This window comes from Aeromicrobium duanguangcaii (assembly GCF_024508295.1).
GTDB classification, from domain to species: Bacteria; Actinomycetota; Actinomycetes; order Propionibacteriales; family Nocardioidaceae; genus Aeromicrobium; species Aeromicrobium duanguangcaii.
In genome coordinates this window covers 1,559,597-1,573,150 of sequence record NZ_CP101990.1, presented here as the reverse complement: position 1 = coordinate 1,573,150, position 13,554 = coordinate 1,559,597, and the positions used below count along the sequence as shown (strand labels likewise).

Sequence of the window (13,554 nt, the reverse complement as noted above, 5' to 3'; positions counted from 1 at the left end):
GCCGTCCATGATGCCCCGGCGTAGCGTGACGCCATGCCTCGCTCCATCGCCACCAACACCCGCGTCGACCTCGACGAGCTGCTGGAGTTCGTCCGGCCGCGTCACCGGTTCATCCTCATCACGCGCCGCGCCGACGGCCGCCCCCAGGCCTCCCCCGTCACCGGCGGCGTCGACGACTCCGGACGCCTCGTGATCTCCACCTACCCCGAGCGCGCGAAGACCCGCAACGCCCGGCGCGATCCGCAGGTCAGCGTGGTGGTCCTGTCGGACGAGTGGAACGACGCCTGGGTGCAGGTCGACGGCACGGCGGAGGTCCTCGACGTCCCCGAGGCGCTCGATGCCTTCGTCGAGTACTTCCGCAACATCTCGGGTGAGCATCCCGACTGGGACGAGTACCGCCAGGCGATGCTGGACCAGGGCAAGAGCATCATCCGCATCACGCCGACCTCGTGGGGCCCGGTCGCCACCGGCGGCTTCCCGGCGCGGTTGGTCCAGGACTAGAGCGGAGCCAGCGGCAGGTGGGGACCGTCCGGCAGCGTCACGGCGATCGGCTGACCTGCAGCAACGTCGCCGCCGATCTCGACCACGGCCATCACGCCCACCTTGCGGACGACCGACGCCCGGCTCAGCGGCACGGGACGCTCCGAGGGCGTGCCATCGGCCTTCGACAGCACGACCTTCATCAGGCCGGGCTTGAACCGGTTGATCTGCACGCACGGATTGCGCAGGCCGGTGAGCCGAACGACGGGCCCGCCGAGGTCCACCAGGGTCCCCTCCGGCAGGACCTGGAGGTCGACGCCTTCTGTGAGCACGTTCTCGCCGAGATCGCCCGGGCCCAGCTCGTAGCCCGCGGAGCGCGCCTCATCGAAGAGCTCCGAGGCGAGCAGATGCACCTGGCGCAGGTTCGGGAGCGTCTGTCCACGGTGCGGCCCGTACCGATGCTTGAGTGTCGAGCCGGCGTGGACGTCACCCTCCACGCCGTGGCCGGCGACCAGGTGGATCGACGTGGCGGGCACCTTGCTGAAGCGGTGCCGGTCGTCCCGGCTGACGGCGACGACGCGGGGCTCGGACACGAGGCCCATGCTGCCAGAAGTCGCCGATCCGGGGCACCGGCAACATCCCATCTACGCCTGCGCTTCCAGGGCGAAACCGGTGGCGAATCGCGTCTGACTTTCCACTTCATCGGGTCGGGCCTAGCCTGAAATAGGTCCCCCCAACCGGAGTTACCGATTGCCATGGGGGCGTAATGGTCACGAATTCCACCCGAGCAGCACACCGCGCCGAGGAGCCGGGAGTGGTCGAGCTCAATCCGATCTTCGCACGGCCCGGAGAGGCCACGGAACTGCCGAAGTTCGACTTCCCGCCGGGCGAGTCTCTTCCGGAGACCGCCTACCAGATCGTCCACGACGAGGCGATGCTCGACGGCAACGCCCGTCTGAACCTCGCGACCTTCGTCGGCACCTGGATGGACGATCACGCGTCCCGCCTGATGAGCGAGGCGGCGGACAAGAACATGATCGACAAGGACGAGTATCCGCAGACCGCGGCCGTGGAGACGCGCTGTTGGACGATGCTCGCCGATCTGTGGCACGCACCGGACCACGAGCACACGATCGGCACCTCGACGATCGGCTCCTCGGAGGCCGCGATGCTCGGCGGACTGGCGCTCAAGCGCCGGTGGCAGGCCGCCCGCCGCGCTGAGGGGAAGTCGACCGACCGGCCGAACCTCGTGCTCTCCACGGCAGTGCAGGTCTGCTGGGAGAAGTTCTGCAACTACTTCGAGGTCGAGGCCCGCTACGTGCCGATCTCGCTCGAGCACAAGGTCCTCGACGGATACGACCTCGAGTCCTACGTCGACGAGAACACCATCGGCGTCGTGGCGATCATGGGCGTCACCTACACCGGCATGTACGAGCCGGTCACCCAGATCGCCGAGGCACTCGACCGGATCCAGGAGTCGACCGGGCTCGACGTCAAGATCCACGTCGACGGAGCCTCCGGCGCCATGATCGCACCGTTCATCCAGCCCGACCTCGCCTGGGACTTCCGGGTCGAGCGCGTGGCGTCGATCAACACCTCGGGTCACAAGTACGGACTCGTGTATCCCGGTCTCGGTTGGGTCGTGTGGCGCGATCTGGAGTCGTTGCCCGAGGACCTCATCTTCCGGGTGTCCTACCTCGGTGGCGACATGCCGACGTTCGCGTTGAACTTCTCGCGGCCGGGCTCCCAGGTGCTGCTGCAGTACTACATGTTCCTGCGCCTGGGCCGGACCGGCTACACGGCGGTCCAGGAGAACTCCCGCAACGTCGCGCTCTACCTCTCGGGCGAGATCGCGAAGATGCCGGCGTTCGAGCTCTGGAACGACGGTTCCGACATCCCGGTGTTCGCCTGGAGCCTGCGTGAGGGCCACACCGAGAACTGGAATCTCTATCACCTGTCGGACCGGCTGCGTACCAAGGGCTGGCTCGTCCCGGCCTACCCGATGCCGGCGGATCTGCCCGACCTCACCGTGCAGCGCATCGTGGTGCGCAACGGGTTCAGTCATGATCTCGCGTCGTCTTTCCTCGCGGATCTGCGCGATGAGGTCGCGTATCTCGATGCGCTCACCGGCCCGATGCCCACCGAGGGGCAGAAGTCCGGCTTCCACCACTGAGTGTGTTCGCACGAGCATCGAAAGTTCGCACGACCGTCGACAGAATGGGGCGAGATCATGACGACAGGGCACAGGGCAGCAAACACCAGCGGTGGCACAGGCAAGTTCCTCCGGGCGGACGGGACACACGCGCCGTCGGCCGAGCACATCAAGCCGCATCCCTACGGGGAGCCGGGACGGCGTAATCCTCCGGAGCACTCAGGGCCGGCGATCGGGGCACCGGCGGCCAGCGCGAAGGTCGCGATGTCGGTCACCCAGTTGGCCATGCTCACGGTGGTGGTCGTGGCCTCGCTGCGGTCGCTCCCGGCCATGGCCCTCTACGGGCTCGGGTCGATCTTCTTGTTCATCGTGCCCGCGATCGTGTTCCTCGTGCCGACGGCGCTCGTCGCGGCCGAGTTGGCGACCGGCTGGAAGGGTGGCGTCTTCACTTGGGTGCGCGAGGCGTTCGGCGACCGGCTCGGGTTCGTGGCGATCTGGCTCCAGTGGATCCAGAACGTCGTCTGGTACCCGACCCAGATCGCGTTCATCGCGGCCAGCCTGTCGTTCGTGATCGGTGACGAGGGACTCGCGAACAAGGGCCTCTACACCGCGGCGGTCATCCTCGTCCTGTACTGGGGATCCACGCTGATCACCTTGGCCGGCGGCAACCTGTTCGCCAAGGTGGGCTCCTGGAGCGGCATCTTCGGCACCCTGCTGCCGGCGGCGCTGCTGATCATCTTCGGCATCGTGTGGCTCACCACCGGAGAGAAGTCGCAGACGTCCCTGGAGCCCGAGGCGGTCATCCCGCCGTGGACCGGCTTGGCGTCGATCGTGCTGATCGTCTCCAACGTGCTCGCGTACGCCGGCATGGAGGTCAACGCGGTGCACGCGAACGACCTGAAGGATCCCGGCCGCGGGTTCCCGAAGTCCATCGCGCTGGCCACGGGGCTGATCCTGCTGGTGTTCATCCTGCCGACGATCGCGATCAGCCTGGCCGTGCCCAAGAAGGAACTCGGGCTGACGACCGGCATCAACCTCGCATTCCAGGAGTTCTTCGACCACTGGGGCATGTCCTGGGGCACCCCGGTGATCTCTGCGCTCATCGCGCTGGGCGCGTTCGCGTCCGTCGTGACGTGGATCGCCGGCCCCTCGCGTGGTCTGCTGGCCGCGGCCCGGAGGGGTCTGCTGCCGCCGCTGCTGCAGCGCCGGAACAAGGCGGGCGTCCAGGTCGGCATCCTCGGCGTGCAGGGCCTCATCGTGTCGCTGCTGGCGCTGCTGTTCGTGCTGCTGCCGAACGGCAACACGGCCTTCATCGCACTGGTGGACATGGCGGCCGCGTTGTACCTGATCATGTACATGCTGATGTTCGCGGCGGCGCTGAAGCTGAGGAAGTCCCAGCCCGACGTGGTGCGGACGTATCGGACTCCGGCGATGACGTTCGTCGGCGGGTTGGGCTTCGTGGCCTGTGCCGCGGCGTTCATCCTGGCGTTCGTCCGGCCCTCGGGCTTCAGCGGACTGTCCGAAGCGGGGTACCCGCTCGTGGTGCTGCTGGTCGTGATCGGACTCGGCGTTCCCCCGCTCATCTTCTACGCGCTGCGCCGGCCCGGGTGGGACCAGCGCACCGACGCCGAGCGGACGACGGCCGACACCGTGCTGGTCAACCCGCCACCCGCCGCCGGAGCGCAGACGACGCCCGCCGGAACGGCGACGCCCGGCGGCACCGGCACCTAGTTCGCTGTCCCGTCCGCGCCGACCGGCGCGGACGGGAACAGCCGGTCCAGGACGTCGGTCATCGTGATCACGCCGTAGGTCGCCTCGCCCGCTGCGGTCACCACGGCGAGGTGGTTCCGGGTCTCGCGCATCGACGTCAACGCCTGGTAGACCGGCGTCGACGGCTCGAGGGCCAGCACCGGCCGCAGCAGCGCATCGGCGTTGCTGTCGTCGGCGTGCAGCAGGGTGTCGCGCACGTGCACGAACCCCCGGGCTCCTTCATCATCGGCCAGGAGGATCCGCAGGTGCCCCGAGTGCAGGGCCGCCTGCCGCACCTCCGCCACCGAGGCGTCGGTCGCCACAGCAGTGGGCCGCGTCCCCGGCTCGACCAGGTCCGCCACGGTCAGCGACTCCAGTTCGAGGACGATCGCCAGTTGACTGGAGTAGGTCGGGTCCAGGGTGCCGGCGGTGGCCGAGTGGGCCACCAGGTGCCGGAGATCATCGGAGTTCTGCCCTGCCGACAGCTCGTCAGCCGGTTCGACGCCGACCTTCCGCAGGCACCAGTTCGCCATCTCGTTGAGCCCGATCAGCAGCGGACGCGTCAGCCACATGAACCCGCGCATCGGGATCGCCAGCACGGTGGCCGAGAGCTCCGGGTGCGCGATGGCCCAGGACTTCGGCGCCATCTCCCCCACCACGAGGTGCAGGAACGTCACGATCGCCAGCGCCAGCGCGAAGCCGGCGACGTCCGCGACCCACAGCGCCATGCCCCAGGTCTCGAACCACGGTGTCAGCCAGTGGTGGACGGCCGGCTTGGTGATGGCGCCGAGCGCCAGGGTGCAGGCCGTGATGCCCAGCTGCGATCCCGCGAGCAGCAGTGTGAGCTCGCCCGAGCTGCGCAGCGCGGCGCGCGCGGAGCGACTGGTGGCGGCGGCGTCCTCGAGCCGGTGCCGCTTGGCGGCCAGCAGCGCGAATTCCACCGCGACGAAGAAGGCGCTCAACGCGATGAGCGCGACGGTCGCCGGACCGATCACCCAGGGGTTGCTCATCGGTCGCTCTCCTCGTTCTCGTCCGTGATGTCGATCGGGCACGTGATGCGCACGAGCGCGGGGACGTGCCGGTCGATCTCGAGCACCTCCACGCGCATCCGCGTCCTCGGCGGTGCGTCGATCTCGGCCAGGGTGGCCGGGTCCACGGGCAGGTCGACCTCGACCGTGGAGCCGACGTCGGGCAGGGTGCCGTGCTCGGCGATGACGAGTCCTGCGATGGTCTCGTAGTCGCCGTGGGGCAACTCGCGATCCACGGCGCGCTCGACCTCGTCGATGTGGACGTCGCCGCCCATCACCCAGGTGCCGTCGTCGTCGATCGACTCGACGGACGGATCTGCCGGGTCGTGCTCGTCGGTGATCTCCCCAACGAGCTCCTCGGCCATGTCCTCGATCGTCAGGACACCGTCGAAGCTGCCGTACTCGTCGACGACGCAGGCCAGCTGGCGCTTGGACCCTCGTAGTTCTCGCAGAGCCATCGGAAGGTTCATCGTCGCGGGCAGGATCAGCGCGGGACGCGCCAGCGTGGCCGCCGTGCGCCGGGGATCGTCCGCGACGAGGACGTCGGCCAGCTCGACGATGCCCAGGATCTGCTCGTCCTCGCTGAGGACCGGGTACCGCGAGTGGCCCGACGCCATCACGGCGCGCACCTGCGCGAGCGTGTCGTCGGCGCGCAGCACGTCGACCCGCGACCGCGGGATCATGGCGTGCTCGACGTCGGAGTCGGGGAAGTCCAGCACACGGTCCAGTAGCGTCGACAGCTCGTGCGGCAGGTCGCCGCTGCGGCCGGAGTGCTCGACGATGTGCTCGAGGTCGCGCGGGGTCGCGGCGTGCTCGACGTCGTGGACGGGCGCGATCCTCAGGACGCGCAGCAGCGCGTTGGAGGCCGCGTCGAACAACGTGATCAGCCAGCCGAACGCGGCGAGGTAGAGGGTCGTCGAGCGAGCGAGCCACAAGGCGACGGGCTCGGGCTTCGCGATCGCCAGGTTCTTCGGGAACAGCTCGCCGAAGATCATCTGCACGAAGGTCGAGAACAGCAGGGCCAGGACGGTGCCGATGGCGATGCCGACACCGGTCGGCACGTCGACGCCGCCGAGGGCGGTGCCCAGCGACGCGCCGATCAACGGCTCGGCGACGTAACCCACGAGCAGGCCGGTCACGGTGATGCCCAGCTGGGCGCCGGACAGCATGAACGAGGTGCGGCGCGTCACCGACAGCGCGCGCTCGGCGCGGCGGTCACCGCGCTCGGCCAGCGAGCCCAACCGGGCCCGATCGACCGCCATGTAGGCGAATTCCTGGGCGACGAAGTAGCCGGTCACCGCGGTGATCAGCAACACCACCAGGACACCCAGCAGCAGAGTCAGCAGCCACATCAGTTCCCACTCCCCCCGACCGCGTGTCGCTCAGTTGCAGGCAGGGGGTTCGTACTGTGTATGTCCATGTCTCTCTTAGGTCGAGGGTCGCGACGGGCGTCACGGTGAAAGGTGAGTCTAGAGGGATCAGACAACCGGCTCGACACAAGCCACCCGCCGGCCCCGGATCCGAAACGTGGACGTCACACGTCGTGTCTAGGCTCGCGCCATGTCTTCCCCCCACGCCGCCGCACCGCTGACCCTCGCGCTCCTGCACCTGCGCACGAACCGCCCTCACGCGCCGCACTTCCAGGAGAAGCTGGATGCGCTCAACGCCGCGACAACGGCTGTCGCCGGCAGTCTCGGATGGCGCGTCACGGCGGTCGCCTCGGCAGAGGTCGAGGTCGATGAGACGCTGGCGGCGGTCGACCGGGCCGACGCGGTCGTGCTGATGGGTGGGGAGGACGTCCACCCCTCCTTCTACGAAGGGGCCACCGAGTACCCCGGGTCGGGGGTCCACGAGCCCGCCGCGGACCGTGCCCACATCGCGGCCGTCCGCCGCTGCCTGACCTCGGGCACCCCGGTGCTGGGCATCTGCCGGGGCTTGCAGGTCCTGAACGTCGCCCTGGGCGGTGCGCTCGTGCCTCACCTCGAGACCGGCCACACCCACCGCGCCGAGGGCGACGATCCCTTCGTCCGCAACCGGGTCGCCCTCGCCGACGACACGCTGGCGTCTTCCGTCGACGTGAGCGAGGACGTGCGGTGCAGCCACCACCAGGCCGTCGACCGGCTCGGCGACGGACTCCGCGTCGCCGCGTACGGCGTTGACGGCGTGGTGGAGGCGGTCGTCCACGACAGCGCGCCGATCACCGGGATCCAGTGGCACCCCGAGCATCCTGCGGTGGCCGAGCGCCAGCTCGCTCCCCTGCTGCGGCGTCTCGCCGAGCAGGCCGGCGTGCCGCAGCGGCCCGGTCAGGAGTACTCGGCCAGCACCGCGCGCGCCGCCTCCGCGACCACCACGTCGTCGTACTCGGCCTCGGGATCGTTGGTCGACGTGAACACCGCGAGGTAGACCGTCTGACCGCCGGGGCCGGTGACCACGCCGATGTCATTGCGCATGCCGCCCGACCCGCCGGACTTGTCCGCGACCTTCCACTCGGCGGGAAGCCCCGCACGGATCAGCGCGTCGCCGGTGCTGTTGCCGCTCATCCAGTCGAGCAGCGTGCGGCGTTCCTGCGGTTCGAGGGCGTTCTTCTCCAGCACGACCCGGAGCGCAGCCCTGAACGCGGCCGGGGTGGTCGTGTTGGCGGGCTTGCCCGGCGTCACTGTGTTCAGGTCCGGCTCGTAGGAGTCGAGCTGCGTGCGGTCGTCGCCCAGGGTTCGCAGGAACTTCTCGACCGCCTCAGCGCCGCCCACGGACCGGAGCACGAGGTTCATCGCCGTGTTGTCGCTGTCGCGCACGGCGCCCTCGGCCAGTTCGTCCAGGGTCAGACGCCGCTCCAAGTGCGCAGACGTCACGGGCGAGTAGCCGGCAGCGTCGATGTCCGCCTGCGTCCATCGCACGCTCTTCGCACGCTCCTGCGGCGTCTTCTCGGCCAGCAGCGTCGCGGCGGCGAACACCTTCACCGTCGACGCGTAGCCGAACCGGTCGTCGGCCCGGTACTCCAAGAGCCTTCCCTGCGCGTCGACGGCGCTGACGCCGATCGTCACGTCGTGCTGCTCCTCCAGCGCTGCGAGCCGATCAGCAACCTGGGCGCTGGCGGGCGACTCGGTCGTCGTCTGCGTCGCTGTGCGTTCGCTGGTCGGCTCGGACGCCGCGGAACACCCCGTGAGCACCAAGGCAGCCGCCGTGAGACCCAGCAGCCTGGAGAACGTTCTGGTCGTGAGTCTCGTCATCGGCGGCACTCCCCCCTCGTCCTCGTTCGCGTCAGGAACGGTCGGTGCCCGGAAATGACGAAAGCCCCGGTCTCCCGGGGCTTTCCGTTGTCGGGCTGACAGGATTTGAACCTGCGACCCCCTGACCCCCAGTCAGGTGCGCTACCAAGCTGCGCTACAGCCCGTGACAACCTGCAAGAGTCTACCGCAGGTCCTGCAGGAGTCGTCATCGGGCCACCCCGGGGTGACACTGGAGACATGGCCGTCATCGAGAACTCCAAGGTCGCCGTCATCGGAGCCGGCAGCGTGGGCACCGCGATCGCGTACGCCTGCCTGATCCGTCGCTCGGCTCGCACCATCGCGCTGTACGACGTGAACCAGGCCAAGGTCGAGGCGGAGGTGCTCGATCTGCAGCACGGCGCGCTCTACACCGGCAGCAGTCAGATCATCGGGGGCGCCGACCCGTCCGTGGTCGCGGGCGCCCATCTGGTGGTGATCACGGCGGGTGCGAAGCAGGACCCGGGCCAGTCGCGCATCGAGTTGGCCGGTACGAACGTCCGGATCCTCGAGAGTCTGCTGCCAGTGCTCATGGAGCAGGCGCCGAACGCCGTCTACATGCTGGTGACCAACCCGTGCGACGTCCTGACCGTCGCCGCGCAGAAGATCACCGGACTGCCCGACGAGCGGGTGATGGCGTCAGGCACGGTGCTCGACACCTCGCGGCTGCGTCAGCTGCTGGCCACCCGCGCGGGCATCGCGCCGAACAGCGTCCACGCCGACATCGTCGGTGAGCACGGCGACACCGAGTTCGCCCTCTGGTCCCAGGCACGCATCGGCCCGGTGCCCATCCTGGATTGGCAGCCCTCCAGCGCCACCCCCGGGCATCGCCCCTTCACCTACGCCGAGCTCGACGAGATCGCCGACACCGTCCGCAATGCGGCGTACAAGGTCATCGAGGGCAAGGGGGCCACCAACTATGCGATCGGCATCTCGGCTGCCCGCATCGTCGAGGCGATCCTCAACGACGAGAACGCCGTCCTGCCGGTGAGCATCGTCCACCGCGGCCACCACGGCATCGACGGCGTCGCGCTGTCCTTGCCCAGTGTCGTGAACTCTCGCGGCGTCGCCCAGGTCCTCGACGTGCGCATGTCGGCGCAGGAGGAGCGGCACCTGCGCGCCTCGGCCGAGGCCCTGAAGAAGGTCCAGGAGGACCTCGGAATCTGACGCGGTCGTCGGCTCTGCAACGGCCCCGAGGCAGTGTCGGAGGTCCCTCGTAGGTTTTCGGCATGGACACCTCGACCGCCTCGATGCTGCGTACCGCGGCACGGGTGCAGGCGCGTGCCGAGTACGCGACGTGGTCGATGATCCTGGCCGCTCACACGCTCGGCACCGACGAGGTCGACGCCCAGGACGTGCCGCCGATCGGCAAGGAGCTCGGTCGGCGCGAGGTCACCCTCGAGATCGCGCAGGCGCTCCACGTCACCGAGAACCGGGTGTGGGCCATCGTCAGCGACGCCCGCACCGTCCGGGATCGAGCGCCCCGCGTGTGGATCGCCTTCCGCGACGGCTCGCTCGACGCCGTCCGCGTCTCGCAGATCGCCGCCACCATCGACCGCCTGACCACAACGGCCTCCGTCGAGGCACTCGATGCCAGCGTCGTCGGATACGCCACCACACACACGCTGGGCGAGCTGCGCAGCTGGTTGAAGCGCCTGCGCGCGCGGCTCGAACCCGCTGCGGTCCAGGCAGAGGCCAGCCGTGCGGTCGAGACGCGCCGGGTCGACATCAGCCACAACGACGACGGCACGTCCTGGCTGTCCGCACTGCTCCCCACGCCTGTCGCGATCGCGGTCGGCGAACGACTGCGGCGCGCCGCCAAGGCCCTCCCGAAGATCGACCCCGACACGGGCGACCGCGACCGCCGCACTCGCGACCAGAAGCAGGCCGACCTCGTCGGACACTGGCTCACGTCGTGCACCGGCACCGAGACGCAGATCCACGCCGAGATCGCCATCGCGATCGATGCGGCCGACCTCGTCGGTCTCACCGACGGCCCCGGCATCACGCGCGACGGCGAACACGCGCTGGCGCCCGAGTGGGTACGCGACCTCGCCGCCTCCGAGACAACGCTGTTCCGTCGCCTCGTGCTCGACCCCGTGGGCAACGTCCTCGACACCAGCGCGCTGGGATACCAGCCACCCGGAGCACTCAGAGCCGCGCTGCACTGGCGCGACGGAACCTGTCGGGTGGCGGGATGCCGGGCCCCGGCTTCAGAGACCGACCTGGACCACGAGCTCGCCTACGACCGGGGCGGTGGCACCACCGCGGCGAACCTCCGTTGCCTGTGCCGCAAGCACCACAACATGAAGTCGCACGGACGACTGCCCGAGAAGTACATCGCCCCGCCGGTTGAACGGCGCGAGCGATGGCACCTGCCCTCACCCGTGGTGATCGAGTTCGACCTGTGCGCCGGCTAGTCGAGGCGGTTGGTGTCGTCCGCGTCGACGACCCGGACCGTGAAACCGTCCTCCTCGAGGCGGCTCTTGGCCTCCAACACCATCCGGCGGCCGACGTCGCTGATCTCACCGACGCGAGAGATGTCCAGGATGACGGCCTCCGTGCCGGGCGCGTCGGCGATCAGCCGCGCGAAGAGCGACTCGGCGCTGGAGAACAACAGGTCGCCGGCCAGCACGTACACCGTCTGGTCGTCGTCGATCTGCACGTCGGACAGCGCCGACTTCGACGGCCGGCCCGGGTTCATCAGATGCATGCCCATCTCGTCCGACAGACGACGCATCATCTCGACGCCGACGACGCTGGTGCCGTGGTCGTCCAGCTCGGGCGAGAACACCGCGACCCCGACCTGACCGGGCAGCACGCCGATGATTCCGCCCGAGACGCCGCTCTTGGCCGGGATGCCGACCGAGGCGAGCCAATCCCCGGCGTCGTCGTACATGCCGCAGGTGGCCATCACACTCAGGACCTGGATGGCGGTCCGCTCGGCCATGAGCCGCTCCCCGGAGTCGGGGTGCACTCCCCCGTTGGCCAGCACCGACGCCATCGTCGCCAGGTCGCGAACGTCCACCGACAGCGCGCACTGACGCAGGTAGTGCTCGACCGCCTCGACGGGCTCGTCGATGATCTCGTACGCGGCCAGCAGATGGGCCAGGGCGAGATTGCGGTGCGCGTCGTCCATCTCTGACGCGAACACGTCCTCGTCGATCCCGAGCTCGCGGCCGGCCAGCTTCGAGGCGAACTCGGCGAACGTGTCGAACGAGCCGATCAGCCCGGCGGTGGCGATCGCGCCCGCGTTGATCATCGGGTTGTGCGGACGCCCGGTCTCCGAGTCCAGCGAGATCTCGTTGAAGGCCTCGCCCGACGGCTCCACGTCGATCTTCTCGTGCACGGCGTCCCAGCCCAGCCGCTCGATCGCCAGCGCATAGGCGAAAGGCTTGGACATCGACTGGATCGTGAAGCGGTGCTCCACGTCCCCCGCCCCGTGGTGGGCGTCGTCCACTGTGGTGAGCGCCATGGCCGCCGGCTCGGAGTCGTCTCCCTGGACGCACTCCCGCAGGAGCTCGTCGAGGTACTCCGGAACCGGCGACCTCATCAGCGGCGTTCGCGCTTCTTGCGGGGGCGCTGTGTCAGGTGGATCGGGCTGCCCACGAAGCCGAACTCCTCGCGCAGACGGCGCTCGATGAAGCGCAGGTATCCCGCCTCGAGCTTGCCCGAGGTGAACAACACGAAGGTCGGCGGCGCGGTGGAGGCCTGCGTGCCGAACAGGATCTTCGGCTGCTTGCCGCCACGCACGGGGTGCGGGTGCTCGGCCACGAGGCGACCCAGGAACGAGTTGAGCGCGCCGGTCGACACGCGGGTCTCCCAGCCCTCGAGTGCGGCGTCGAGCGCCTTCACGAGCCGGTCGATGTGCCAGCCGGTGCGGGCCGCCACGTTGATGCGCGGCGCCCACGGGATCTGCACGAGGTCGCGCTCGATCTCGCGCTCGAGGTAGAAGCGGCGCTCGTCGTCGACGAGGTCCCACTTGTTGAAGGCCAGCACGACGGCGCGGCCGGTCTCCTCGATCGAGTTGATGATCCGCAGGTCCTGCTCGCTGATGGACTCGCTGGCGTCGATCACCATGACGCAGACCTCGGCGCGCTCGATCGCGGCGGAGGTGCGCAGGCTGGCGTAGTACTCGTGACCGGTCGCGGTCTTCACGCGCTTGCGGATGCCGGCGGTGTCGATGAACGTCCACACGCGGCCACCGAGCTCGACCAGCTCGTCGACGGGGTCGACGGTCGTGCCCGAGACGTTGTCGACGACGACGCGGTCCTCGCCGGCGAACTTGTTCAGCAGGCTGGACTTGCCCACGTTCGGCTTGCCGACGATCGCGACCCGGCGCGGGCCGCGCGGGGCGTCGAAGTCCTCCTCCGGGGCCTCGGGCAGCGCGTCGAGGATGGCGTCGAGCATGTCGCCGCTGCCACGGCCGTGCAGGGCCGAGACGGCGTACGGCTCGCCGAGTCCGAGGTTCCACAGCGATGCGGCCTCGAGCTCGCCCTTCTGGTCGTCGACCTTGTTGGCGGCCAGCACGACCGGCTTGCCGGAGGCGCGCAGCAGCTTCACGACCTTGTCGTCGATGTCGGTCGCGCCGACCGTGGCGTCGACGACGAACAAGATGGCGTCCGCAACGGCGATGGCGACCTCGGCCTGGGCGGCGATGCGCTCGGCCATGCCCTTGGCGTCGGGGTCCCAGCCGCCGGTGTCGACGACCGTGAAGGCACGGCCGTTCCAGATCGCGTCGTAGGGGACGCGATCGCGGGTCACGCCGGGAACGTCCTCCACGACGGCTTCGCGGCGACCGATGATGCGGTTGACGAGAGTCGACTTACCGACATTGGGACGGCCGATGACGGCGAGAACGGGCTGTGTGGACACCCCACAA

At 69.3% G+C, this 13,554-nt stretch carries 12 protein-coding genes and 1 tRNA gene; 6 read left to right on the top strand and 7 right to left on the bottom strand.

The annotated features are described in order from the left end of the window. Positions 1 to 33 precede the first annotated feature (33 nt). Positions 34 to 501, top strand: coding sequence for a PPOX class F420-dependent oxidoreductase (locus NP095_RS07870; RefSeq protein WP_232416459.1), 468 nt, complete (start codon positions 34 to 36; stop codon positions 499 to 501). Here the strand turns inward: NP095_RS07870 and NP095_RS07865 are convergent. Continuing rightward, positions 498 to 1,073, bottom strand: coding sequence for an MOSC domain-containing protein (locus NP095_RS07865; protein ID WP_232416460.1), 576 nt, complete (start codon positions 1,071 to 1,073; stop codon positions 498 to 500). The genes NP095_RS07870 and NP095_RS07865 overlap by 4 nt on opposite strands. Before the next feature lie 221 nt (positions 1,074 to 1,294). Here NP095_RS07865 and NP095_RS07860 point away from each other — a divergent pair, with 221 nt between their 5' ends. Both NP095_RS07860 and NP095_RS07855 read left to right on the top strand, forming a co-directional pair. Next, on the top strand, positions 1,295 to 2,653 hold the full coding sequence (locus NP095_RS07860) for a glutamate decarboxylase (RefSeq protein ID WP_256765894.1): 1,359 nt from the start codon (positions 1,295 to 1,297) through the stop codon (positions 2,651 to 2,653). A 243-nt stretch (positions 2,654 to 2,896) separates the two neighbouring features. Further along, entirely contained in the window at positions 2,897 to 4,363 is a 1,467-nt protein-coding gene (locus tag NP095_RS07855; protein ID WP_232416462.1) for an APC family permease, read from the top strand. On the opposite strand, the gene NP095_RS07850 is transcribed toward NP095_RS07855, so the two are convergent. Together NP095_RS07850 and NP095_RS07845 are read right to left on the bottom strand one after the other, a co-directional pair. After that, positions 4,360 to 5,391 carry a hemolysin family protein gene (locus NP095_RS07850; protein WP_232416463.1) on the bottom strand — a complete coding sequence of 344 codons (1,032 nt, stop codon included), beginning with the start codon at positions 5,389 to 5,391 and terminating at the stop codon, positions 4,360 to 4,362. The two genes, NP095_RS07855 and NP095_RS07850, sit on opposite strands and share 4 nt — an antisense overlap. Then, the gene (locus NP095_RS07845) at positions 5,388 to 6,761 is read right to left on the bottom strand and encodes a hemolysin family protein (protein ID WP_232416464.1); all 1,374 of its coding nucleotides are present in this window, start codon (positions 6,759 to 6,761) and stop codon (positions 5,388 to 5,390) included. The genes NP095_RS07850 and NP095_RS07845 overlap by 4 nt, the downstream gene beginning before the upstream one ends. Positions 6,762 to 6,969: 208 nt before the next feature. Here NP095_RS07845 and NP095_RS07840 point away from each other — a divergent pair, with 208 nt between their 5' ends. Continuing rightward, entirely contained in the window at positions 6,970 to 7,812 is an 843-nt protein-coding gene (locus NP095_RS07840) for a gamma-glutamyl-gamma-aminobutyrate hydrolase family protein (protein ID WP_232416465.1), read from the top strand. Here the strand turns inward: NP095_RS07840 and bla are convergent. Both bla and NP095_RS07830 read right to left on the bottom strand, forming a co-directional pair. Further along, positions 7,713 to 8,636, bottom strand: a complete 924-nt coding sequence (gene bla, locus NP095_RS07835; RefSeq protein WP_232416466.1) for a class A beta-lactamase — start codon at positions 8,634 to 8,636, stop codon at positions 7,713 to 7,715. The genes NP095_RS07840 and bla overlap by 100 nt on opposite strands. Positions 8,637 to 8,726: 90 nt before the next feature. After that, positions 8,727 to 8,800: transfer RNA gene (locus NP095_RS07830), tRNA-Pro, on the bottom strand. A gap of 73 nt (positions 8,801 to 8,873) precedes the next feature. Between NP095_RS07830 and NP095_RS07825 the strand changes: the two genes are divergently transcribed. Together NP095_RS07825 and NP095_RS07820 are read left to right on the top strand one after the other, a co-directional pair. After that, on the top strand, positions 8,874 to 9,839 hold the full coding sequence (locus tag NP095_RS07825) for an L-lactate dehydrogenase (RefSeq protein WP_232416467.1): 966 nt from the start codon (positions 8,874 to 8,876) through the stop codon (positions 9,837 to 9,839). 62 nt (positions 9,840 to 9,901) lie between these two features. Next, a complete protein-coding gene (locus NP095_RS07820) occupies positions 9,902 to 11,092 on the top strand; it encodes an HNH endonuclease signature motif containing protein (protein ID WP_232416468.1) in 1,191 nt (396 codons plus the stop codon). On the opposite strand, the gene glsA is transcribed toward NP095_RS07820, so the two are convergent. Next, positions 11,089 to 12,225 carry a glutaminase A gene (glsA, locus tag NP095_RS07815; RefSeq protein WP_232416469.1) on the bottom strand — a complete coding sequence of 379 codons (1,137 nt, stop codon included), beginning with the start codon at positions 12,223 to 12,225 and terminating at the stop codon, positions 11,089 to 11,091. The genes NP095_RS07820 and glsA overlap by 4 nt on opposite strands. Further along, on the bottom strand, positions 12,225 to 13,547 hold the full coding sequence (der, locus tag NP095_RS07810) for a ribosome biogenesis GTPase Der (protein ID WP_232416470.1): 1,323 nt from the start codon (positions 13,545 to 13,547) through the stop codon (positions 12,225 to 12,227). The genes glsA and der overlap by 1 nt, the downstream gene beginning before the upstream one ends. Between the last annotated feature and the right edge of the window lie 7 nt (positions 13,548 to 13,554).

Coding starts and splice junctions, on each gene's coding strand:
- NP095_RS07870 (WP_232416459.1), top strand. CDS start 34: ATGCCTCGCTCCATCGCCACCAACACCCGCGTCGACCTCGACGAGCTG.
- NP095_RS07855 (WP_232416462.1), top strand. CDS start 2,897: ATGTCGGTCACCCAGTTGGCCATGCTCACGGTGGTGGTCGTGGCCTCG.
- NP095_RS07850 (WP_232416463.1), bottom strand. CDS start 5,391: ATGAGCAACCCCTGGGTGATCGGTCCGGCGACCGTCGCGCTCATCGCG.
- NP095_RS07845 (WP_232416464.1), bottom strand. CDS start 6,761: ATGTGGCTGCTGACTCTGCTGCTGGGTGTCCTGGTGGTGTTGCTGATC.
- NP095_RS07840 (WP_232416465.1), top strand. CDS start 6,970: ATGTCTTCCCCCCACGCCGCCGCACCGCTGACCCTCGCGCTCCTGCAC.
- bla (WP_232416466.1), bottom strand. CDS start 8,636: ATGACGAGACTCACGACCAGAACGTTCTCCAGGCTGCTGGGTCTCACG.
- NP095_RS07825 (WP_232416467.1), top strand. CDS start 8,874: ATGGCCGTCATCGAGAACTCCAAGGTCGCCGTCATCGGAGCCGGCAGC.
- NP095_RS07820 (WP_232416468.1), top strand. CDS start 9,902: ATGGACACCTCGACCGCCTCGATGCTGCGTACCGCGGCACGGGTGCAG.
- glsA (WP_232416469.1), bottom strand. CDS start 12,225: ATGAGGTCGCCGGTTCCGGAGTACCTCGACGAGCTCCTGCGGGAGTGC.